Annotated in this window: 18 protein-coding genes; 10 read left to right on the top strand and 8 right to left on the bottom strand. The window is 71.1% G+C overall.

Features of this window, described 5'->3' with window-relative positions:
• Positions 1–31: 31 nt before the first annotated feature.
• The gene (locus tag N1028_RS05455; RefSeq protein WP_259525814.1) at positions 32–1,318 is read left to right on the top strand and encodes an adenylosuccinate synthase; all 1,287 of its coding nucleotides are present in this window, start codon (positions 32–34) and stop codon (positions 1,316–1,318) included.
• A 166-nt stretch (positions 1,319–1,484) separates the two neighbouring features.
• On the opposite strand, the gene N1028_RS05460 is transcribed toward N1028_RS05455, so the two are convergent.
• Together N1028_RS05460 and N1028_RS05465 are read right to left on the bottom strand one after the other, a co-directional pair.
• Positions 1,485–2,093: a maleylpyruvate isomerase N-terminal domain-containing protein gene (locus N1028_RS05460; RefSeq protein ID WP_259525815.1), complete on the bottom strand. Its 609-nt coding sequence runs from the start codon at positions 2,091–2,093 to the stop codon at positions 1,485–1,487.
• Between the two features lie 60 nt (positions 2,094–2,153).
• Entirely contained in the window at positions 2,154–2,972 is an 819-nt protein-coding gene (locus tag N1028_RS05465) for a GNAT family N-acetyltransferase (protein WP_310795575.1), read from the bottom strand.
• A gap of 46 nt (positions 2,973–3,018) precedes the next feature.
• Between N1028_RS05465 and N1028_RS05470 the strand changes: the two genes are divergently transcribed.
• The 4 genes from N1028_RS05470 to N1028_RS05485 all read left to right on the top strand — a co-directional run bounded on the left by N1028_RS05470 (position 3,019) and on the right by N1028_RS05485 (position 5,726).
• Positions 3,019–3,663 (top strand): GNAT family N-acetyltransferase, encoded by a 645-nt coding sequence (locus N1028_RS05470; protein ID WP_259525816.1) that lies wholly within the window; start codon positions 3,019–3,021, stop codon positions 3,661–3,663.
• A gap of 73 nt (positions 3,664–3,736) precedes the next feature.
• Positions 3,737–4,156 (top strand): organic hydroperoxide resistance protein, encoded by a 420-nt coding sequence (locus N1028_RS05475; protein WP_259525817.1) that lies wholly within the window; start codon positions 3,737–3,739, stop codon positions 4,154–4,156.
• Between the two features lie 265 nt (positions 4,157–4,421).
• Entirely contained in the window at positions 4,422–5,405 is a 984-nt protein-coding gene (locus N1028_RS05480; protein WP_259525818.1) for a DMT family transporter, read from the top strand.
• Between the two features lie 9 nt (positions 5,406–5,414).
• Positions 5,415–5,726 (top strand): chorismate mutase, encoded by a 312-nt coding sequence (locus N1028_RS05485; protein ID WP_259525819.1) that lies wholly within the window; start codon positions 5,415–5,417, stop codon positions 5,724–5,726.
• A gap of 243 nt (positions 5,727–5,969) precedes the next feature.
• Here the strand turns inward: N1028_RS05485 and purL are convergent, their stop codons facing one another.
• Complete coding sequence (purL, locus tag N1028_RS05490) at positions 5,970–8,264, bottom strand: phosphoribosylformylglycinamidine synthase subunit PurL (RefSeq protein ID WP_259525820.1); 2,295 nt, start codon at positions 8,262–8,264, stop codon at positions 5,970–5,972.
• A 263-nt stretch (positions 8,265–8,527) separates the two neighbouring features.
• Here purL and N1028_RS05495 point away from each other — a divergent pair, with 263 nt between their 5' ends.
• Genes N1028_RS05495 through N1028_RS05505 form a run of 3 tightly spaced genes read left to right on the top strand, consistent with a single transcriptional unit; the run spans position 8,528 to position 11,629 of the window.
• The gene (locus N1028_RS05495) at positions 8,528–9,655 is read left to right on the top strand and encodes a LolA family protein (protein WP_259525821.1); all 1,128 of its coding nucleotides are present in this window, start codon (positions 8,528–8,530) and stop codon (positions 9,653–9,655) included.
• Positions 9,652–10,782, top strand: coding sequence for an ABC transporter ATP-binding protein (locus N1028_RS05500; protein WP_375163444.1), 1,131 nt, complete (start codon positions 9,652–9,654; stop codon positions 10,780–10,782). The genes N1028_RS05495 and N1028_RS05500 overlap by 4 nt, the downstream gene beginning before the upstream one ends.
• A 4-nt stretch (positions 10,783–10,786) precedes the next feature.
• The gene (locus N1028_RS05505; RefSeq protein WP_259525908.1) at positions 10,787–11,629 is read left to right on the top strand and encodes an ABC transporter permease; all 843 of its coding nucleotides are present in this window, start codon (positions 10,787–10,789) and stop codon (positions 11,627–11,629) included.
• 240 nt (positions 11,630–11,869) lie between these two features.
• Here the strand turns inward: N1028_RS05505 and N1028_RS05510 are convergent, their stop codons facing one another.
• The 3 genes from N1028_RS05510 to N1028_RS05520 all read right to left on the bottom strand — a co-directional run bounded on the left by N1028_RS05510 (position 11,870) and on the right by N1028_RS05520 (position 15,169).
• Positions 11,870–12,898: an LLM class flavin-dependent oxidoreductase gene (locus N1028_RS05510; RefSeq protein ID WP_375163472.1), complete on the bottom strand. Its 1,029-nt coding sequence runs from the start codon at positions 12,896–12,898 to the stop codon at positions 11,870–11,872.
• Between the two features lie 220 nt (positions 12,899–13,118).
• Positions 13,119–14,117: a glutathione S-transferase family protein gene (locus tag N1028_RS05515; protein WP_259525822.1), complete on the bottom strand. Its 999-nt coding sequence runs from the start codon at positions 14,115–14,117 to the stop codon at positions 13,119–13,121.
• Between the two features lie 110 nt (positions 14,118–14,227).
• Positions 14,228–15,169: a linear amide C-N hydrolase gene (locus N1028_RS05520; protein ID WP_310795576.1), complete on the bottom strand. Its 942-nt coding sequence runs from the start codon at positions 15,167–15,169 to the stop codon at positions 14,228–14,230.
• Between the two features lie 411 nt (positions 15,170–15,580).
• On the opposite strand from N1028_RS05520, the gene N1028_RS05525 reads away from it, so the two are divergent.
• Entirely contained in the window at positions 15,581–16,798 is a 1,218-nt protein-coding gene (locus N1028_RS05525) for an MFS transporter (RefSeq protein WP_259525823.1), read from the top strand.
• A 44-nt stretch (positions 16,799–16,842) separates the two neighbouring features.
• The gene (locus N1028_RS05530) at positions 16,843–17,427 is read left to right on the top strand and encodes a hypothetical protein (RefSeq protein WP_259525824.1); all 585 of its coding nucleotides are present in this window, start codon (positions 16,843–16,845) and stop codon (positions 17,425–17,427) included.
• Here N1028_RS05530 and N1028_RS05535 read toward each other — a convergent pair.
• Positions 17,424–19,346 carry a S9 family peptidase gene (locus N1028_RS05535; protein ID WP_259525825.1) on the bottom strand — a complete coding sequence of 641 codons (1,923 nt, stop codon included), beginning with the start codon at positions 19,344–19,346 and terminating at the stop codon, positions 17,424–17,426. The two genes, N1028_RS05530 and N1028_RS05535, sit on opposite strands and share 4 nt — an antisense overlap.
• Positions 19,343–21,133 carry an N-acetylglutaminylglutamine amidotransferase gene (locus N1028_RS05540; RefSeq protein WP_259525826.1) on the bottom strand — a complete coding sequence of 597 codons (1,791 nt, stop codon included), beginning with the start codon at positions 21,131–21,133 and terminating at the stop codon, positions 19,343–19,345. The genes N1028_RS05535 and N1028_RS05540 overlap by 4 nt, the downstream gene beginning before the upstream one ends.
• Position 21,134 lies beyond the last annotated feature (1 nt).

Genomic DNA, 21,134 nt, shown 5'->3' on the forward strand with positions numbered 1-21,134 from the left:
GCACTGACAGAGGAACCCGGAGGGAATCCACATGCCAGCGATCGTCCTGATCGGAGCCCAGTGGGGCGACGAAGGCAAGGGCAAGGCCACCGACCTCCTCGGCAGCCGTGTCGACTACGTCGTGAAGTTCAACGGCGGCAACAACGCCGGTCACACCGTGGTGGTGGGCGACAAGAAGTACGCCCTGCACCTGCTGCCCTCCGGCATCCTCACCCCCGGTGTCACTCCCGTCATCTCCAACGGAGTGGTGGTCGACGTCGAGGTGCTCTTCCACGAGCTCGAGGCCCTCGGCTCCCGCGGTGTCGACGTGTCGAAGCTGCTGGTCTCGGCCAACGCCCACGTCATCACGCACTACCACCGCACGCTCGACAAGGTGACGGAGCGCTTCCTCGGCAAGCGCCAGATCGGCACCACAGGCCGCGGCATCGGCCCGGCCTACGCCGACAAGATCAACCGCGTCGGCATCCGCATCCAGGATCTGTTCGACGAGGGCATCCTGCGCCAGAAGGTCGAGGGCGCGCTCGACCTCAAGAACCACATCCTCGTGAAGGTCTACAACCGCCGCTCGATCGAGGCGAACGAGGTGGTCGACGACCTGCTCTCCTACCGCGAGCGGCTGCGGCCCATGGTGGCCGACACCTCGCTCGTGCTCAACCGGGCGCTGAGCGAGGGCAAGACCGTGCTCTTCGAGGGCGGCCAGGCCACGATGCTCGACGTCGACCACGGCACCTACCCGTTCGTCACCTCGTCGAACGCCACGTCCGGCGGTGCGGCCACGGGTTCGGGCGTCGCGCCCAACCGGATCGACCGGGTCATCGCGGTCGTCAAGGCCTACACCACGAGGGTCGGGGCGGGTCCGTTCCCCACCGAGCTCTTCGACGAGTCGGGCGAGTTCCTGCGCTCGAAGGGCTTCGAGTTCGGCACCACCACCGGCCGCCCGCGTCGCACCGGCTGGTATGACGCGCCGATCGCCCGCTACACCGCGCGCATCAACGGTGTCACCGACTTCGTGCTCACCAAGCTCGACGTGCTCACCGGCCTCAAGACCATCCCCGTGTGCGTGGCCTACGAGGTCGACGGCGTGCGGGTCGACGAGGTGCCCGTCTCCCAGACCGACTTCCACCACGCGAAGCCGATCTACGAGGAGTTCGAGGGCTGGAGCGAAGACATCACGGGCGTCCGCGAGTTCGACGACCTGCCGGCGGCCGCCCAGCGCTATGTGCTCGCCCTCGAGCAGATGAGCGACTCCCGCATCTCGGCCATCGGAGTGGGCCCCGCCCGCGACGCCATCGTCACCCGCCACGACCTGCTCTCGTAGGGGCCGGCAGCCGCGGCGTCGGTAACGACGGAGCCTCGTCCGGAACGCGAGGCATTCCTCCGTCGTTCCCGCTCCGCGGCTGCTTCCTCCGTCGTTCCCGCTGCGCACGAAGAGTCCGCGGGGGACGTCGTCCGTCCGCACCCGGATGAGGGGGCTTGGGCGATGCTCAGACCAGGGAGTAGCCGGCGGGGAGGGTCGTGCGGCCCGTGAGGGCGAGGAGGAGGAGGTCGCCGTCTCCGCGGGCGGCGGCGACTCCGGAGGCGAGCGTGAGTGTTGCAGCGATGGCCTCGGAGGACTGGCCGTGCGGGAGGTCTGTGGCGCGGGAGATGTCGAGGGAGTGCACGACGAGCTCGAAGACCCGGGTGCGGAGGTATTCGCCGAGCTCGATGCCGAGTCCGCCGATCGAGACGATGCGTTCCGCGGGCGCGGTGTCGACGAGTGCGGTGGCCCGGGTGATCGCGTCGGCGATGGATCGGGCCGGGTCGTCGCCGAGCCAGATGCCCGCCTCGACGCCGCGTGCGGCGACCGCGGCGGGGTCGGTGAGGTCGCTGTAGACGCGGGCGTAGTAGTTCTCCGCGTTCGGCACGCTCGGGAAGCCGGGGTCGTCGAGCAGGAGGTAGCTCTCCACCGTCAGGATGGCCCGGGTGGTGTGGCCGACGAGCGAGCGCACCGTCCAGTCGCCGAGCGCAGGCGAGTCCCACCGGTCGTCCGGGATCCTCGTGACGAGGTCGTGGAACGCGGTGGCGGAGTGGAAGAACATGGCGGCACTGCCCATGTCACCATCGTGGCACAGCCCCGCCCGCAGCGGCGCCGCTCGCTGACGGGTGCGCAGCGCTCAGGGCAGATGCTTGAGGTGTTCGGTCAGGCCGAGGCGCACGGTGGGCCACTCGGGGGCGATGATGGAGAAGACCACGACATCGCGCACCGTGCCGTCGCGCCAGAGGTCGTGGTGGCGGAGGATGCCGTCCTGCTTCGCGCCGAGAGCGGCGATCGCCGCCCGGGAGCGCCGATTGTGCCAGTGCGTGCGCAGCTCGACGGCGATGCAGTCGAGCTGGTCGAAGGCGCGCTCGAGCTGAAGCAGCTTGATCTCCTTGTTGAGGCCTGTGCCCTGGGCGCTCGGGGCGATCCACGTGGAACCGATCTCGAGGCGTCGGTCTTCGGGCCGGATGTTGAGGTAGGTGGTCATCCCGATGGCACGCCCGTCCGACACCCGGCGGATGGCCCACGGCACCACGAGTCCTGAGGCGTGCCGTTCGAGTCTGCGGTCGATCTCGGCCGCCATGCCCGCCGGAGACGGCAGCCGCGTGAACCAGACGTCGTGGATCGGAGCCACCTCCTCGGCGAGCTCCTCGGCGTGCGACGGATGCAACGGCTCGAGCACCGCGATCCGCCCCGCCAGCCGTGGAACCTCGAAAAACCGCCCGCGCCCCTCCGCGTGTGCCGTGACGGTCGCTGCAGCATCCGTGCTCGCTCCGGAGGCGGCGCTGGGCCCGCCTGCGCCGGGCTCGCCTGCGCTGGACTGACCTGCGCCGGGGTCGCCTGCGCTGGGCCCGCCTGCGCTGGACTGGCCTGCGCTTGACTGGCCCGCGCTGGACCGGCCCTCGCCGGGCGCATCCGCGCCGGACTCCGCCGCACCCTCATCGTCCCTCGCCATCCGCCCATGCTACGGACACCGCAGCCCGCGATGCCAGACTGAGGGCATGGCCGCCACGCTCCCTGAGCACGCCCCGATCCAGGGCCGCTACATTCGCCTCGAACCCCTCACGCGTGAAGCCCTGCCCGAGCTGCACGCCGCGATCGGCCACCCCCAGGTCTTCGCGAGCGGCTACGGCGGCGGCCCTGAGGGTTACCGCCCCACGCCTGAGGCCTTCGCCGCCTGGGCCGAGACCTACTACCAGTGGCAGGGCGGAAACGCCTACGTCATCCGCCTCGTCGGTGGCCCGGACGACGGCCGGCTCGTGGGCACGACGACTCTCGGCGACATCGATCCGGCCCTCGAATACGCCCACATCGGCTGGACGGCCTACGACCCCGGTGTCTGGGGCACGGTGGTGAACCCTGAAGCAAAGCTCCTCCTTCTGACTCTCGCGTTCGAGCACGGGTTCGGTCGCATCAAGATCCAGGCCGACGTGCGCAATGAACGCTCCCGGGCGGCGATCGCCCGGCTCGGCGCGACCTTCGAGGGCATCAGTCGGCGCGACCTGCCGCGCGCCGACGGAAGCTGGAGGGACTCCGCCGTGTTCTCGATCATCATCGACGACTGGCCGGCCGTGCGGGCGGGCCTGGAGCAACGTGTGGAGAAGCAGGGCGGCGGGCTGCCTGTGCAGAACTCGCGCACGGCTTGAACGCCTGCTGACAGGTTGCGGAACGTCGGCCGCACAGATGGTGCGCGGACGCGATCAGTGATGAACTAGCACCATGGAAGCCATCTACACTGCAATCGCCCATGCCTCCGGTGGAGGCCGCGACGGTCACGTCCGGAGCGAAGACGACCGTCTCGACTTCGATACCCGCCCCCCGAAGGAGATGGGCGGATCCGGCGAAGGGACCAACCCGGAGCAGCTCTTCGCAGCGGGTTATTCGGCCTGCTTCCTCGGCGCGGTGCACGCCGCCGGGCGCGAGCTGAAGCTCGACACCACCGACGCCGCCGTCTCGGCGAGCGTCGGCATCGGGAGCAACGGCGAGGGCGGCTTCGGACTCGAGGTCGAGCTCGACGTCTACGTGCCGAACGTGAGCCCCGAGGAGGCCAAGCAGGTCGCCGACAAGGCGCACACCATCTGCCCGTACTCCAACGCCACCCGCGGCAACATCGAGGTCACGGTCTCGGTCGTCGAGTAGCCGAACCGGCGCCGGCCCTCCAGCCGGCGCCGGCCCACCGCCAGGCTGAATGCGCGCGCTGCCATCCCGCCGAAGGCCAGCGCCGCCGAAGGCCGGCGCCACGAAGGCCAGCGCCACCGAAGGCCAGCGCCGCCACCCGGCCGGGGCCGGCACCACCGCCCCATCGGCCACGAAGACTGCCATTCTCCGCTCCGCCGACTGCCATTCCTCCTGCCCTCGCCGCCGCCGGCACCGCGCACGGTCGCCGAAGCGGTAGGGTCTGCGAGTGCCCCGCAACCGCTTCTCCACCGCCCTCCAGTTCTCGGCGCTGGGGCTCATCTGGGGAGCGAGCTTCCTCTTCATGAAGGTGGCGCTCGAGGGTGTCTCGTTCGGGCAGGTGGCCTGGACCAGGCTCGTCCTCGGCGCCCTCACCCTCGCCGTCCTCCTCGTCGTCACGCGTACCCGCCTGCCGAAGGGCCGCGCGGTCTACCTTCACTTCATCGTCATCGGAGCGTTCGGATGCGCCATCCCGTTCCTCCTCTTCGCCTGGGCCGAGCAGTACGTCACCTCGGGCCTCGCGAGCATCTACAACGCCGTGACCCCCATCACGACCGCGCTCATGGTGACGCTCGCCTTCCGGGTCGAGCGCCTCGGCCGGGACCGGGTGCTGGGCGTGGTCGCCGGCATCATCGGCGTGGTCATCATCATCGGACCGTGGACGTTCCTCACCGCACTCGGCAGCGACGAAGGCGCCGCAGGTGCCTCGGGTGCCGCCCACGGCGACCTGCTGCTCGAGCTCGCCGGCCAGCTAGCCTGCCTCGGCTCAGCCCTCTGCTACGGGTTCACCTTCGGCTACATCCGCCGGTTCATCACCAACCGGCATCCGGTGACCGGACTCACGGCGGCGTTCCTGCAGGTGGGCATGGGAGCAGCCATCCTCCTCGTGCTCACGCCGTTCGTGGCCGTGGGACCGATCAGCCTCGAGCCTCAGGTCGTCGGCAGCCTGCTCGTGCTCGGCATCGCGGGCACCGGGGTGGCCTATTACTGGTACATGAACGTGCTGGACGACTGGGGACCGACCGCCACCTCCACGGTCACCTACCTCACCCCTGTGGTGGGGGTGGCGCTCGGCATCATCCTGCTCGGGGAGACCCTCAGCTGGAACGCGCCGGTCGGTGCCGCCCTCGTGTTCCTCGGCATCCTGCTCGCCCAGGGCCGGCTGCGGCTCCCGCAGCGTCCCACGAAGTCGGCGGGCGCCGAAGCTGGCTAGAGTTTAGCTATGACCGAAGCCACCGACGAGGCCGTCCTCGCCCGCCTGGAGAGCATCCGACAGTCGATCGACAACATCGACGCTGCGCTCATCCACATGCTCGCGGAGCGCTTCAAGTTCACCCAGAGCGTCGGCCGGCTGAAGGCCGAGCACGGGCTGCCCCCCGCCGACCTCGAGCGCGAGGCCCGGCAGATCAAGCGCCTGCGCTCGCTGGCGGAGGAGGCGCACCTCGACCCGGGGTTCGCCGAGAAGTTCTTGAACTTCATCGTGGCCGAGGTCATCCACCACCACGAACGCATCGCCGACGGCAAAGACCTCTGACGCCCCTCGTTCCACGCCTGGTCGCCGCCAGCTGTTCGAAACCACACCCCTCGCTCGCATCCGGTCGCTGACAGAGCCGCACCTCGCGACAGGTGCGCTTTCGAACCGTCACCGCGCGGACAACGCCAAACGTGCCGCACATCGCCCTCGACTGAGAGCCGGATGGCGCCAGGTTTGGCGTTATCCGGCGCACACGGCGGCTCGTCCAGCAATGGCAGCAGCCGCCGCGGCTCCGCCCCGCCGTCAGCCCCCGACGACGGGCCCGAAGCGACCCGGGAGCGTGGCGGTGTGTGCGCCCGAGAGCTCGGCGAGAGGCACCTCGAAGAGGCCCTGCACCTCGAGCGAGCCCGACTCCGCATCCGTGACCCCGATGCGGAGCACCGGGATCGAGCGACCGGCGCAGAGTCCCTTGAACTTCACGTCGTCTTCCCTCGGCACCGACACCAGCACTCGCGCGGTCGACTCGCTGAAGAGGGCGTCGGAGGCCGAGACGCCGTCGCGCTCGATGATCTCGTCGAGCCACACCCGGGCACCGATGCCGAACCGCAGCACCGACTCGGCGAGGGTCTGGGCGAGCCCGCCGTCGCTGAGGTCGTGCGCGGAGTCGATGAGACCCTCGAAGGCTCCGGCACGCAGCAGCTCGGCGAGCGCCGCCTCGGCGGGCAGCGACACCTGAGGAGGCAGGCCGCCGAGGTGGTCGTGGATGACGCCGGCCCAGGCCGAGCCGTCGAGCTCCGGGCGGGTGGTGCCGAGCAGGTAGAGGTTCGATCCCTCGTCCTGCCAACCCGAAGGAACGCGGCGAGCGACGTCGTCGATCACACCGAGCACGGCCACCACCGGGGTGGGGTGGATGGGCTGCGAACCGGTCTGGTTGTAGAACGAGACGTTGCCGCCGGTGACCGGGATCTCGAGCTCGAGGCATCCGTCGGCGAGCCCCTCGACCGCCTTCGAGAACTGCCACATGACCTCGGGGTTCTCGGGGCTGCCGAAATTGAGGCAGTCCGAGACGGCGACCGGGGTGGCGCCTGTGACGGCCACATTGCGGAACGCCTCCGCGAGAGCGAGCTGCGCCCCGCGGTAGGGGTCGAGCTGGCAGTAGCGGCCGTTGGCGTCGGAGGCCAGTGCGAAGCCGAGGCCCGACTCCTCGTCGACCCGGATCATCCCGCCGTCGTCGGGGAAGGAGAGCGCCGTGTTGCCGAGCACGTAGCGGTCGTACTGGTTGGTGATCCACTCCTTCGACGCCATGTTCGGCGAGGAGACCAGCTGCAGGAACTCCGACCGCAGGTCTTCACCCGAGGTCGAGCGGGGAAGGCGGGAGGCGGAGTCTGCCTGCAGGGCGTCGAGCCACGCGGGGTAGGCGACGGGGCGCTCGTAGACCGGGCCGTCGACGGCCACGGTGCGCGGCTCGACGTTGACGATCTCTTCGCCGTGCCAATTGATGACCAGGCGGCCGGTGTCGGTGACCTCGCCGAGCACGCTCGTCTCGACATCCCACTTCGCCGTGACCGCGAGGAAGCCCTCGAGCTTCTCCGGCTTCACGACCGCCATCATGCGCTCCTGGCTCTCGGACATGAGGATCTCCTCGGCCGTGAGCGTGGGGTCTCGCAGCAGCACCTTCTCGAGCTCGATGAACATGCCGCCGTCGCCGTTCGAGGCGAGCTCCGAGGTGGCGCACGAGATGCCGGCGGCCCCGAGGTCTTGGATGCCCTCGACGAGCTCGCCCTTGAACAGCTCGAGGCAGCACTCGATGAGAACCTTCTCGGCGAACGGGTCGCCCACCTGCACGGCGGGGCGCTTGGTGGGGCCGCCGGCCGAGAACGTGTCGGAGGCGAGGATCGACGCGCCGCCGATGCCGTCTCCGCCCGTGCGGGCGCCGAAGAGCACGACCTTGTTGCCGACGCCACGGGCGTTGGCGAGGTGCAGGTCTTCGTGGCGGAGCACGCCGACCGAGAGCGCATTGACGAGCGGGTTGCCCTGGTAGACCTTGTCGAAGTAGGTCTCGCCGCCGATGTTCGGCAGGCCAAGGCAGTTGCCGTAGAACGAGATGCCGCTCGTGACGCCGTGCACCACGCGCGCCGTGTCGGGCTCGTCGATGTCGCCGAAGCGCAGCTGGTCCATGACCGCCACAGGGCGTGCGCCCATCGAGATGATGTCGCGCACGATGCCGCCGACGCCCGTGGCCGCACCCTGGAAGGGCTCGATGTAGGAGGGGTGGTTGTGGCTCTCGACCTTGAAGGTGACCGCCCAGCCCTCGCCCACGTCGACGACACCGGCGTTCTCGCCCATGCCCACCATGAGGTTCTTCTTCATGGCCGGGCTGACCTTCTCGCCGAACTGACGGAGGTAGATCTTCGACGACTTGTAGGAGCAGTGCTCACTCCACATGACCGAGTACATGGCCAGTTCGCCGCTCGTGGGGCGCCGGCCCAGGATCTCGCGGATCTTCGCGTACTCGTCGGACTTCAGGCCGAGCGCCTCGTAGGGCTGCTCACGCTCGGGGGTCGCGATGGCGTTCTCGACGGTATCGGCAATGCTCACGCGGCCAGGGCTCCTTGAATAGCGGGGGAGGGATGCGGGTCAATTCTACCGGCCGTACACCGGGGGTCGGGCCGGGTCCCGAACCTGTGGAGAACGGATGCGACGCGCGGCTCTGGGGATAATCCGTGAAGCCTATTCACGGACTTCAGGCGTACCGTCGCATAATCGCGCAGGCCACCCGGCCGGCGCCCGCACCCCCTGTGCCCGCACCCCCCCCCGTGCCCGCATCCCCCGTGCCCGCACCCCCTTGAGAGAAGCTGCTCGTGAACCGCACCTGGCATCGTTGGATCCCCGCCGTCGCCGTGCCCGCAGTGGTCGTCGTCGTCGCCGTCACGGGCGGGGTTGCGGCCACGGCCTCCGCCGACCTGCCGGAGAGATCGCCGCAGGAGGTGCTGGCGCTCGTCGGCGCGTCCGAGGTCGAGGCGTTCTCCGGAACCCTCGAGCAGAGCTCCGACCTGGGGCTGCCGGATGTCTCCGCGCTGTCGAGTGGGTCCGGGTCGTCAGACGACTCCGGCGCTGCCGTCTCCAGCGCCCTCGAACTGGCCACGGGCAGCCACACCGCCCGCATCTACGCCGACGGGCCCGAGCGGTTGCGTGTGCAGGTGCTCGACACGCTGGCCGAGCGCGACGCGGTGCGGAACGGCGACGACCTGTGGTTCTACGACTCGGATGAGCAGACCGCCGTGCACGCGACCCTCCCGTCGCGCGGCGACGGCGCGACGCCGGGTGACTCCCCGCCCGGCACGGACGGCGCGGTGCCCACGCCCGACGAGATGGCCTCGCGGTTCCTGGAGTCGGTCGACCCGTCGACGGATGTCTCGCTCGGCTCGGAGCAGACGGTCGCGGGCCGCGACGCATACTCGCTCGTGCTCACTCCGCGAACCGACGACACGCTGGTCGGCTCGGTCACGATCGCCGTCGATGCCGAGACGGGCATGCCCCTCGAGGTGCAGGTGTTCGCGCGCGGCTCCGCTGCCGCGGCCTTCGAGGTGGGGTTCTCCGAGCTGTCGCTCGACACGCCCTCGGCCGACCTGTTCGACTTCGCTCCGCCTGCCGGAACCGAGGTGACGGAGAAGGATCTGGCCGACCGGTTCGACGGTGACGGTGACGGTGGCGCCGGCCCGGGTGCCGACGCGAGCGATGCCGCGGGCCACCAGGGCAGCGAACCCACCGTCACGGGCGAGGGATGGGGCTCGATCGTGGAGACGAGCCTCGGTGGCGACCTCACCGAGATCACCTCGAACCCGCTGTTCTCGCAGCTCGCCACTCCCGTCGAGGGCGGCAGCGTGCTGCAGACCGCTCTCGTCTCCGTGCTGCTCACCGACGACGGCAGGCTGCTCGCCGGCGCTGTCCCTGCAGAGCTGCTGCAGCAGGCCGCGGCGGCCGAGTGACCGATCCGGCCGCCCAGGCCGCCCGCACCGATCCGGCCGGGGGTGCCGATCCGGCCGCCGCGCAGCCCGCCCCGACCAGCGACTCCGCCGCGTTCGCCATCCGCACCACGGACCTGACCAAGCGCTTCGGGCGTTCGACGGTGGTCGATGGCATCGACCTCGCGGTGCCGCGAGGGTCGGTCTTCGGCTTCCTCGGACCGAACGGGTCGGGCAAGACCACCACCATCCGCATGCTCCTCGGGTTGGCCTCCGCATCGGCGGGCGAGGTGCGCGTGCTCGAGCGTGAGATGCCGGCGAACCTCGCCCGGGTGCTCCCCGCGGTGGGGGCGTTGATCGAGGGTCCGGGCTTCTACCCCTTCCTCTCCGGTCGCGCCAACCTGCACCGGCTCGACAGTGCCGACGGCTTCGCGTCGGCCTCCACGCGGCAAGCCCGCGTCGAGCGTGCCCTCGAACGCGTCGGCCTGTCCTCCGCAGCGGGCAAGAAGGTGCGGGCGTACTCGCTCGGCATGAAGCAGCGCCTCGGCATCGCCAATGCACTCCTCACCCCGCGCGAACTGATCGTGCTCGACGAGCCCACGAACGGCCTCGATCCGCAAGGCACGCGCGAGGTTCGCACCCTCATCCGCTCGCTCGCCGCCGAGGGCACCACGGTGTTCGTCTCGAGCCACCTCCTCTCCGAGATCGAGCAGATGTGCTCGCATGTGGCAGTGATGCGCGCGGGCCGCCTCGTGGCGCAGGGCGCTCTCGACGACCTGCGTGGAGCCGGCCGCACCCACCTCCGCCTGACGGTGGCGACACCGGATGCGCCGACCGCGGTGGCCACGCTCTCCCGCCTCGGCGTGCCCCCCGCACCGCTCGGGGAGTCCCATCCCGCAAGCCACCCCGCAGACCGCCCCGCAGTCCGGCCGGCCAACGACTCCGCCATCGGCCCCGCCATCGACCCCGCCGCCGACGCGGCGGAGAGCACTGCGCTCGAAGGGGAGCTCCCCGAGACCGTGCCGGCCGAGACCGTCGTCGCGGCCCTCGTGGCCGACGGGGTGCGCGTGCGCGGTTTCGCGGTCGAGCGCGCCTCGCTCGAAGACCTGTTCGTCGAGCTGACCGGAGAGGGGTTCGACGTTGTCCAGTGACTCCATCGCTCCTGCGCGCCCCAGACGGGCTCTCGGCTGGGGCTTCTTCCTCTCCGAGCTCTCGGTGCTCTTCCGCCGTCGCCGAACGTGGGCCATGCTCCTCGCGCTCGCCGCCGTGCCCGTGCTGATCGCCGTCGCCATCCGCCTCACCGACGACGGGCAGGGCGGTGGCGGCGGACCGGCCTTCCTCGACCGCATCACGCAGAACGGCCTCTTCGTGGGCGTGACCGCTCTCGTCGTCGCCATTCCCCTGTTCCTGCCGCTCACGGTGGGAGTCGTGGCGGGCGACTCCGTCGCGGGGGAGGCCGGCACCGGCACCCTCCGTTACCTGCTCGTGTCGCCGGTGGGGCGCATCCGTCTGCTCGTCGTCAAGTTCGCCGCCGCCGCGGTGTTCTGTCTCGCGGCCACCCTCACCGTCTCGGTCGCCGGCATCCTGATCGGCCTGGCGCTCTTTCCGGTGGGCCCCGTCGCCCTCGTCTCGGGCGACACCGTGAGCGTCGGCGAGTCGCTGCTGCGCTCCCTGCTCATCGCGCTCTACATCACGCTCGGGCTCCTCGGGCTCGCCGCCATCGGCCTGTTCATCTCGACGCTCACGGATGCGCCGGTCGGCGCGATGGCTGCCACGGTCGTGGTGTCGATCGTGGCGCAGGTGGTGGGGCAGCTCTCGCAGCTCGAGTGGCTGCATCCGTGGCTGTTCACCTACCACTGGCTCGACTTCGCCGACCTGCTGCGGCAGCCGATCGAGTGGTCGTCGTTCGGCGCGAACGCCGTGCTGCAGCTGGCCTACGTCGCGGTCTTCGGAGCGCTCGCCTACGGCCGCTTCGCGACGAAGGACATCCTCTCGTAGCCCGCCGGCCGGCCCACGGGCAGCGCCAGCTGCTCGACCTCTCTCACGGAGTAGCGCCAACTGCTCCAACAACGCGGGTTTCGCGCAGTTGGCGTTACCCGGCACAGCCGGTGGGGGGTAGGTGGCGGCCGGCGATGGCCGGCGCGGCAGGCCACCCGCGGCAGGGCATGCGCGGCCCAGCCACGCGGGCGGGCCACGCGCGGGCGGGCCACGCGCGGGCAGGCCGCACGCGCGCGGCTGCTACCCGCGCCCCGGCACCCACCCGAGCAGCGGGGCCAGCCGCTCCGCGATGTCGTGCAGCAGCTGCACGTAATCCTCCGGCTCGAACGAGAACGGCAGCGCGAACGCCACCTCCTCTACCGCCCGGAACGTCGGATCGGCCAGCAGCATCTCGGCTATGTCGGCGGATGGCCCCACGAGATCGGCGGCGAACAGCATGCGCCTCGGCCCGTGCGGCACACCCACGCGGCCGGCCCGGGAGGCGGCGTATGCGGCGTAGCGTTCCTTCTGCGCGGAGGTCGCCGAATCGGTCGGGATGACGACGAGCCCCTGAGAGACCCGCGCGCGGTCGCCGAGCGGATGCGCCGCGCGGTACTCCTCGACCTGTCGCCACTGGTTCTCGGCGAAGTCGTCGCCGTGCTCGCCCTGCACCACGCTCGAGGTGAGCAGGTGGAACCCGTTCTCGCCCGCCCAACGCGCCGATGCGAGACTCCCGGCGCCGTACCAGAGGCGGGAGGAGAGCCCCTCCGAGTGCGGCTGCACCGTGTTCGCGAACACTTCGATGCCGCGGGTCGGCGCCTCCTCCAGCACCGCGTCGCCGCGCACGAACGCGCGGAAGCGCAGGAGCCGCTCGTAGCCGAACTGCTCCTGCTCGTGCGTGTCGGGGTAGATGGCGTCGCGGAAGAGATCGAGGTTCATCGGCGTGCCGGCCGAGAAGCCCGGGTTGATGCGGCCGTGCGAGAGGAGGTCGACGGTGGCGAGGTCCTCCGCGAGCCGGAACGGGTTCTCGAGGCCGATCGGCACCACCGCGGTTCCGAGCTCGATACGCGACGTGCGCTGCGACGCCGCCGCCATCACCGCGACGGGCGACGAGATGCCGTGCTGCAGGTGCCGCGATCGCAGCCAGGCGCTGTCGAAGCCGAGGCGCTCGCCGAGGGCGATCGACTCGAGCGTGGCCTCGTGGCCGGCGACCGGATCGGCGGGGTCGAACACCCCGATCGTGAGGAACCCGAGTCGGCGCAACGGGCGGTTCGCGGGCAGTTCGCTCATCCGTTCAGCCTACGGTCCCCGCCCGGCCGCTCGGCCGCCCCCGCCTGGCTTCCTAGCCGCCCCGACTTGACAGTCGTTGCGCGAATAAGCGCCGACTTGGCACATCTTGTGTCAAGTCGGCCACTTTGGGCGCAACTACTGTCAAGTCGGAGGAGGCAGGCGCGCGGGGAGGCGGGCGCGCGGCGAGGCAGGCGCGCGGCGGGGCGAGCGTGCGACGCGCTCAGGCGGCCGCGAGCGGTGGGACGCGCTCGTCCGCGGGCGGCGGCGGAGGCGGGGTTCCGTCGCCGAAGGGCCGGCCGCCGAGCTCCTCGCGGTGGTGCGGCGTGAGCCAGCCCCGCGGATCGGGCCCCAGAGGCACCACCCCGGTGGGATTGATGTCGCGGTGCACCTTGTAGTAGTGGTCCTTGATCTGGCCGAAGTCGATCGTGTCGCCGAAACCAGGCGTCTGGAAGAGATCGCGCGCGTAGGCCCACAGCACCGGCATCTCGCTGAGCTTCGAGCGGTTGCACTTGAAGTGCCCGTGGTAGACGGCGTCGAAGCGCGCGAGGGTCGTGAACAGGCGCACGTCGGCCTCGGTGATGGTGTCGCCCACGAGATAGCGCTGCGACGAGAGCCGGGTCGACAGGGAGTCGAGCCGGGAGAACAGCCGCTCGTAGGCCCGCTCGTAGGCCTCCTGCGATCCGGCGAACCCGGCGCGGTAGACGCCGTTGTTCACGTCGCGGAAGACGCCGTCGTTGACCTCGTCGATCTCGGCCCGGAGCGCATCCGGGTAGAGGTCGGGAGCGCCCGCGCGGTGGAAGGCCCCCCACTCGGTGGAGAAGTCGAGGGTGATCTGCGGGTAGTCGTTCGTGACCACGCGGCCGGTCGGCACGTCGACGACCGCGGGCACCGTGATGCCGCGCGGATAGTCGCGGAACCGCGCGAAGTACGCCTCCTGCAAGCGGGAGATGCCGAGCACCGGATCGACGCCGCCCGGGTCGAGGTCGAAGGTCCAGCTGCGCTCGTCGTGCGTGGGGCCGGGGAGCCCGAGCGAGATGGCGCCCTCGAGCCCGAGCAGCCGGCGCACGATGACCGTGCGGTTCGCCCAGGGGCAGGCGCGTGCCGCGACCAGCCGATAGCGGCCGGCCTCGACGGGCCAGCCGTCGCGGGCATCGCGGGTGATGCGGTCCTCGATGTAGTTGGTGTCGCGGTCGAACTCCCCGGGTTGCACGTAGCTCATGCTCCGAGCCTACGCGCGGCACCCGAACGCGCACCCAGGCCGCCCGAGCGCCGCCCCGAGCACGGCCCCGAGCACCGCCGTCCCGAGCACCGCCGCGAGCGCCCCTGCCCTCAGTACGCCAGCGCCGCCCGCTCCATCCGCCCCGACGACTCCCCCACGAGCGACGGATCCCGCGGATCCAGCCGCAGCACCTCCGTGCCGTCGGCGAGCGCGTCCATCCCGATCCAGAACACGCTCGGGCTCTCCGTGGCCCCGAAGTAGTAGTAGCGATTCGTGAGGTCGGCGCCCGCGTGCCACCAGGTGGGGTAGACCCCGCCGTCGTCGTAAGGCGCGCCGAAGGGCACCGACACGTTCGAGATGAGCTGGAACACCCGCGCCACGGCCTGCTCGGCGGTGTCGGGCTGGGGCAGGTGATGCAGGAAGTAGGAGGCGCGCACGAACCGGTCGCTCGAGGTGATGTCGCCGGGCGGAGGCAGCTCGCCGCCGAAGGAGCGGTAGCGCTTCAGGTTCTGCAGCTGCAGGTCGAGGGCGGGCGAGTTGGCCATGACCGTGAACTCCCGGCCGTGGTGCACCACCAGACGCCCGTCGAGCGGCTCGATCACCGCGGAATCGCCGCCGGCGTCTTCGAGGGCGATGTGGATCCCGAGCTCCTGACCGCGGAACAGCGGCGACGTGATCCGGATCTCATCGACCCGCGCCACCGCCTCGGCCACCGTGGCGAAGTTGTCGAGCAGGTACTGCACCCAGAGAGCGTTCGCCACGGCGGGCCGCCCGTCGGCGTCGGGGAACGACACGTCCTCGGGGTTCAGGTAGAGCGCGTGCGCCGCGAAACCCTTCTCGTTCATCCCGTCGACCGTGCCGACGCCCCACATGCTCACGACCACGCTCGAGTAGGTCGAGGTCCAGTCCAGTGCCTCCGGATCGGGCCCGCCGGTGCGCGCTGTCCCACGCGGCACGAACCACAGCTCGGGCTCGTCGCTCACCGCCCAGTCCATGCATCTGCTCACAGCTTTGGCGCCGTCGCCACGATTCCAGAAGATCCGAGTGCACATGCTCGGATGCTAGTGGATGACAAGCCAAGGATTTGCTCAGGTCTTGATCAAGACCAGCCCCGGAAAACCCCGCCCGGGGGGTCGAAATCGGCCTCCAACACTCCGCGCGAGGCCGAAGAATCCCTGGTCGACAGTAGAGTTTCGCATTCCGGTCCAGGTGGCGTCCGGCGCGCAGAAGTTATCCACAGGCCCCATCCCGACCCGTCGACGAACGACATCCGCGCGGGTAATGTCTCACTCGACCCGGACCGGTCCCACGGAGACACCCCTCCGTGAGGTCCGCGACATCGAATCCGATGTCGTTCGTGTGATGCGCGTGGCATACCCCGAGCACCCCCGATGCTCGCCACGCGCATCACACACTTTCCCTCTCGCGACATCTCCTCGCACCGCGTCGCCTACGCTTGACCGGTGACCCGCCGCACCTCCCTCCGACAGCTCGTCTGGGGTCGAGGAGCCGGCCTCCCGCGCGACGTCGTGGTGCTCGGCGTGGTGGCGTTCTTCGTGATGCTCGGCTTCGGCGTCGTCATCCCCGTGCTGCCCGTCTACGTGCGGAGCTTCGGCGTGGGCTATCTCGAGGTGGGAGCGGTCGTCTCGGTCTTCGCCGTCATGCGGCTCGTGGCCAACCCCTTCGTGGGGCGGCTCGTCGACCTCGCGGGCGAACGCGTCATCCTCGCGATCGGGATCGGCATCGTGGCGCTCTCGAGCGCGCTCGTCGGCCTCGCCGACAGCTATCTGCAGGTGCTGCTCCTCCGCGGCGCGGGCGGCATCGGATCGGCGATGTTCTCGGTGGCCGCCATGACGCTGCTGCTCGCCTCCTCCGATCCGTCGATCCGCGGCCGGGCGGTCGGCTTCTACCAGGGCGGCTTCCTCATCGGCGGCATGGCGGGACCCGCGGTGGGCGGCCTCCTCTCGGGCATCTCGCTGCACGCGCCGTTCTTCTTCTACGCCGGCACGCTCGTGGTGGCGGGCGGCGTGGGGCTCGCCCTCCTCCGCCGGCACGACCGCAGCGAGGTGAAGAGCGCGGAGCCGGCCCGTCCGTTCCGCGACGTACTGCGCGACCGGCGCTACCAGGCGGCGCTGCTCGCGAACCTCGCGCAGGGCTGGTCGGCGATGGGGGTGCGCACGGCGCTCATCCCCGTGCTCGTGGTCGAGAGCCTCCGCGGCGAGCCCGCGTGGACGGGCATCGCGTTCGCCGTGGCCGCCGTGGTGCAGACCCTCGCGCTCGTGCCTGCGGGGAGGTTCGTCGACACCGTGGGGCGGCGGCCGGCCATCGTGGCCTCGTTCGCGGTGGGCGCCGTGGTCATGATCGCCATCCCGTTCGTCGACTCGCTCTGGCTCCTGATCGTGCTGCTCTCCGTCTACGGCGCGGCCGCGGCGTTCATGGGCACCGCTCCCGCGGCCTCGGTGGGCGACGCCGCGGGCGGGCGCGGGGGCCAGCCGGTGGCCGTGTTCCAGGCGGTGGCCGATGCCGGGGCCATCGTGGGGCCGCTCGCCGCCGGGCTCCTGGTCGACGCGTTCGGGTTCCCGGCGGCGTTCGGCTCGGCGTTCGTGCTCATGGCGGCCGCGTCGTTGTTCGCGCTGCGGATGCCGCGCGGGTTCGCGAAAGCTACCACCACGACCGCCTGACCGCTCGGAGGAGGCATCGACCTTCAGTGGATACCGTCCTGTGCATGATCCCGAAGCGCAGTGCGATGAGCAGGGCAGCCAGGGCGGGAGGAACGGTCGCCGTGGCGGCGGCGCTCCTCACGGCGAGCGGATGCGCCGCCGAGGCCGAGGCGCCCGGCACCCAGGCGGGCGCATCGCCGATCGCGTCTCCGACGGCCACCAGCACCCCGACGCCCGATCCGACCGCTCTGGCCGAAGCGGCTGCTGCGGCCGACGAGGCGCTGCTTCCCTTCGCCGCCGAGGAGATCCGCGAGTGGGCGCCGACCGCGGTGCCGAGCAGCGATTCCGAGGGCTTCGCCTCGGCCTTCTCGGGCTGGATGAGCGAGCACACGGCCAAGAACCACCGGAGCACCGACAACAGCGCAGAGGCGGGCTCCTACCTCGTGCAGATCGCCTGCCGCGGCGAGGGCACGATCACGGTCGAGACGTCGACACTCGACGGTCAGCCCGCGTCGGATCCGGTCGTCTGCCGGAACAGCACGATCGCCTTCGACGCGACCACGCCCACCGAGGGTCTCGTGACCGAGCTCGCGCTCGACGGTGCGCCTACGATCTACGCGCTCTCGTTCCAGCACGCTCCCGCGGGCTAGGAGCCCGACCGGAGCGCCCCGCCCACCCCGAGCGCCCCGCCCACCCCGAGCGCCTCGGCGAGGAACGCCCGCATCGTCTGGATGAGCTCGAGCCGCGACGACGCGCGGCGGTACTCATGCCCCTCGCCCTCGAGCTCGAGGTACGCCACGGGCCGATCCAACTCCCGCAGCGCCGCCACGATGCGGTGCGCCTCGCCGATCGGCACGTTGCTGTCGAGCTCGCCGTGCACGACGAGCAGGGGCACGCGGATGCGCTCGGCCTGCTCGAGCGGCGAGATCGACCTGAGGAACTCCCGGTCGTCATGCGGATGCCCGTACTTCGTCACCGCGGCCGCCGCGATCCAGGGCTCCGTCTCCTCGTAGAAGTGCAGCAAATGCGACATGCCGCAGATGTCGACCCCCGCCGCGAAGACACCGGGGGTGAAGGCGAGGGCCGCGAGCGTGAGGTACCCGCCATACGACCGGCCGGTCACGGCGATGCGGTCGGGTGCCGCGACGCCGATCTCGACGAGGTGCCTGGCGGCAGCGGTCACGTCGTCGAACGCACCCTGCCGGCCGTGCACGTCGTCGGCGTGCACGAACTCGCGGCCGAAGCCCGAGGAGCCCCGCACGTTGGGCGCGAAGACGGCCACCCCCGAGGCCACGAGCGCCTGGTGCTGCGGGCTGAAGGTGGGCCGCTCCTGCGACTCCGGACCGCCGTGCAGGTGCAGCATCGCCGCTCCGGGCGTGGCGGGGGGCTCGGGCGAGCGCAGCAGCCACGGCCCGGTGGCGGAGGAGACGGCTGGGCTCTCGGGCACTCGATAGAGCCAACCGGTGATCTCGAGGCCATCGCGGGAGCGGTAGCGCTCGAGCGTGGGCACGACGAGCCGCACGGGGGGCAGCTCCGGCACGGCCGTCACGCGGGTCCAGGCGAAGCCCGCCGTGTCGAGCCGCCAGAGCTCGCGCGGCCGCTGCGGCCCCTCCACCGCGAGCAGCACGCTGCTGCCGTCGCGGCTGAGCACGGGGCTCGTGGCCACGGCACCGGGGAGACCGGGCACGGGCTCGGACCGCCCGCTCGCCGTGTCGTAGAGCTCGAGCTCGCTGCGCCCCTCCACGTTCCAGACGAGCAGCAGCATTCGGCCCTCGTCGTCGGCGTCGAGGGCCTCGAGCTCGGCGTCCGGCCGCTCGGCGAGCACGCGGGGCGGCCGCGACCAGTCGGCGGGGTCGACGGGGTAGGCGATCAGCTGATGCCTGGGCAGCCCCACCTCGGTGGCCGCGTAGACCATCCCAGGCGCCGACTCGCCGGGGGGCGAGGGGCGGATGAAGGCCACCTCGGTGGCCCCGGTGGCCGGGCGCGGCATCACGGGGTGGTCGTCGTCGCTCTCCCTGTCGACGACCACGCAGAACTCGTGCCCGCGCGGGCCATCGCGCATCACGAGCATGCGCTCGTGGGCCGAGAGGTCGAGCACGTGGATGAGGTCGCCCACGGCGAGCAGGTCGAGCTCTCCGGATGCGGGGTCGGCCAGGTACGCGCGCGTGGGCTCGCCGGCCTCGCTCGCGGGAACGGTCACGACCACGCGATGCCCGCTCCTCGTCCACGGCCCCAGCTCGGCGTGCCGCTCGCGTGGGCCCGAGACGCGCTTGGCGTCGCTGCCGTCGGGCCGCACGACCCAGACCTGGGTGCGCACGCCGCCGTCGGTCGCCACGGCACAGGCGAGCCAGGCGCTGTCGGCCGACCAGCTCACCGCGATCACCGGGTCGTCGCCGAACGACACCCGCCTGGCCTCGGGCAGGTCGGTCGCGCCCGGCGCGGGCACATCCTGCACCCAGACCTCGGGCGAGCCGCCGCGGTCGCTGATGAACGCCACCCGGTCGGCATCCGGGGTCATCGACGGCCCCCAGCTGCCCCAGGCGGCCACGAGCTGCTCGGCGAGGCTCATCGGACTCCGTGCTCCTGCAGCCACATCTCCAGCAGCGCGAGCTGCCAGAGGGCGTTCGAGCCGAGGGTCGTGCGGGTGGTGTTGGGATCGGCGAGGAGGGTCTCGACGGTCGCCTCGTCGAAGAGCGCGCGCTCGCGGGCGACCGGATCGGTGAGGGCGGCGCGCACGCGTTCGAGATAGGGCCCCTCGAGCTGGCGGATGGCGGGCACCGGGAAGTAGCCCTTCGTGCGGTCGATCACCTCGTCGGGCACGATTCCGCGGCTCGCGCGCTTGAGCACGCCCTTGCCGCCGTCGCTGAGCTTCAGCTCGGGCGGGATCGCGGCCACGAGCTCCACGAACTCGTGGTCGAGAAAGGGCACCCGCGCCTCGAGCCCCCACGCCATCGTCATGTTGTCGACGCGCTTCACCGGATCGTCGACGAGCATGACCGTGGTGTCGTTGCGGAGCGCGGCATCCACGGCCGTCTCCGCGCCGGGCTCGGCGAACCGGCGGCGGATGAAGGCCGTCGGAGCGTCGACCGGCGCTCCCTCGAGCCAGGCCGGGTTCAGCAGCCGGGTGAGCTCGGGCCAGCGCCGGTCGAAGAACACCTGCGAGTACGCCTCGACGGCGTCGCCCCGAGCGACCCCGGCGAGCGGCGGGTACCAGTCGTAGCCGCCGAGCACCTCGTCGGCGCCCTGGCCCGACTGCACCACCTTGACCGACTTCGAGACGTCCTCCGAGAGCAGGTGGAAGGCCACGCAGTCGTGGCTGACCATCGGCTCGCTCATCGCGGAGACCGTGGCGTCGATGCCCGGCAGCAGTCTCGAGCTGTCGATCGGGATGCGGTGGTGGTCGGTGCCGAAGCGCTCGGCCACGAGGCTCGAGTATTCGAACTCGTCGCCCGACTCACCTCCGGCCGAGCCGAAGCCGATGCTGAAGGTCTGCAACCCGCTCTGCCCGGCCTCGGCCAGCAGTGCCACCACGAGGCTGGAGTCGATGCCGCCCGAGAGCAGCACGCCCACGGGCACGTCGGAGACCATGCGGCGCTCGACCGCGGTGCGGAGGCTCGCGATCACCGCCTCCTGCCAGTCCCGGTCGCTCCACCCGGCCCGCGAGGGGTCGCGCTCGAAGTCGGCCCGCCAGTACACGTGCTCGGTCGAGGAGCCGTCGGGCTCGATCAGGCGCACGGTCGCGGGCGGCAGCTTGCGCACCCCCGCGAGGATGGTGAGGGGTGCGGGCACCACGGAGTGGAAGGTCAGGTAGTGCTGCAGCGCCTCACGGTCGATCGAGGTGTCGACGCCTCCACCCTCCAGCAGTGCGGGGAGGGTGGAGGCGAAACGGATGCGGCCGCCGCCCTCGACGAGGTAGAGCGGCTTGATGCCGAGGCGGTCGCGGGCGAGCATCGCGCGGCCCGAGGCGTGCTCGACGATCGCGAATGCGAACATGCCGAGCAGGTGGCTCACGCAGTCCATGCCCCACTCGGCATACGCCTTGCCGATGACCTCGGTGTCGGAGGTCGAGAAGAAGCGGTGCCCCTTGCCCTCGAGCTCGGCGCGGAGCTCCCGGTGGTTGTAGATGCAGCCGTTGAAGGCGATCGTGAGGCCGAGCACCGGGTCGACCATGGGCTGGGCGCCGGCGGCGCTCAGGTCGATGATCGAGAGCCGACGGTGCCCGAGGGCGGCGGGTCCGTTCGACCACAGGCCCGTGCCGTCGGGCCCCCGATGGCGCTGACAGGCGGTCATGCGATCGACGGCGCCGAGGTCGGCGCTCGACCCGTCGAACCGGAGCTCACCGGCGAATCCGCACATC

Source organism: Herbiconiux oxytropis (genome assembly GCF_024979315.1).
Taxonomy (GTDB): Bacteria; Actinomycetota; Actinomycetes; order Actinomycetales; family Microbacteriaceae; genus Herbiconiux; species Herbiconiux oxytropis.

Excerpts from the sequence above, each read along its gene's own strand:
- N1028_RS05455 (WP_259525814.1), top strand. The coding sequence starts at position 32 with ATGCCAGCGATCGTCCTGATCGGAGCCCAGTGGGGCGACGAAGGCAAG.
- N1028_RS05460 (WP_259525815.1), bottom strand. The coding sequence starts at position 2,093 with ATGGGCAGTGCCGCCATGTTCTTCCACTCCGCCACCGCGTTCCACGAC.
- N1028_RS05465 (WP_310795575.1), bottom strand. The coding sequence starts at position 2,972 with ATGGCGAGGGACGATGAGGGTGCGGCGGAGTCCGGCGCGGATGCGCCC.
- N1028_RS05470 (WP_259525816.1), top strand. The coding sequence starts at position 3,019 with ATGGCCGCCACGCTCCCTGAGCACGCCCCGATCCAGGGCCGCTACATT.
- N1028_RS05475 (WP_259525817.1), top strand. The coding sequence starts at position 3,737 with ATGGAAGCCATCTACACTGCAATCGCCCATGCCTCCGGTGGAGGCCGC.
- N1028_RS05485 (WP_259525819.1), top strand. The coding sequence starts at position 5,415 with ATGACCGAAGCCACCGACGAGGCCGTCCTCGCCCGCCTGGAGAGCATC.
- N1028_RS05510 (WP_375163472.1), bottom strand. The coding sequence starts at position 12,898 with ATGAGCGAACTGCCCGCGAACCGCCCGTTGCGCCGACTCGGGTTCCTC.
- N1028_RS05515 (WP_259525822.1), bottom strand. The coding sequence starts at position 14,117 with ATGAGCTACGTGCAACCCGGGGAGTTCGACCGCGACACCAACTACATC.
- N1028_RS05520 (WP_310795576.1), bottom strand. The coding sequence starts at position 15,169 with ATGTGCACTCGGATCTTCTGGAATCGTGGCGACGGCGCCAAAGCTGTG.
- N1028_RS05530 (WP_259525824.1), top strand. The coding sequence starts at position 16,843 with ATGATCCCGAAGCGCAGTGCGATGAGCAGGGCAGCCAGGGCGGGAGGA.
- N1028_RS05535 (WP_259525825.1), bottom strand. The coding sequence starts at position 19,346 with ATGAGCCTCGCCGAGCAGCTCGTGGCCGCCTGGGGCAGCTGGGGGCCG.
- N1028_RS05540 (WP_259525826.1), bottom strand. The coding sequence starts at position 21,133 with ATGTGCGGATTCGCCGGTGAGCTCCGGTTCGACGGGTCGAGCGCCGAC.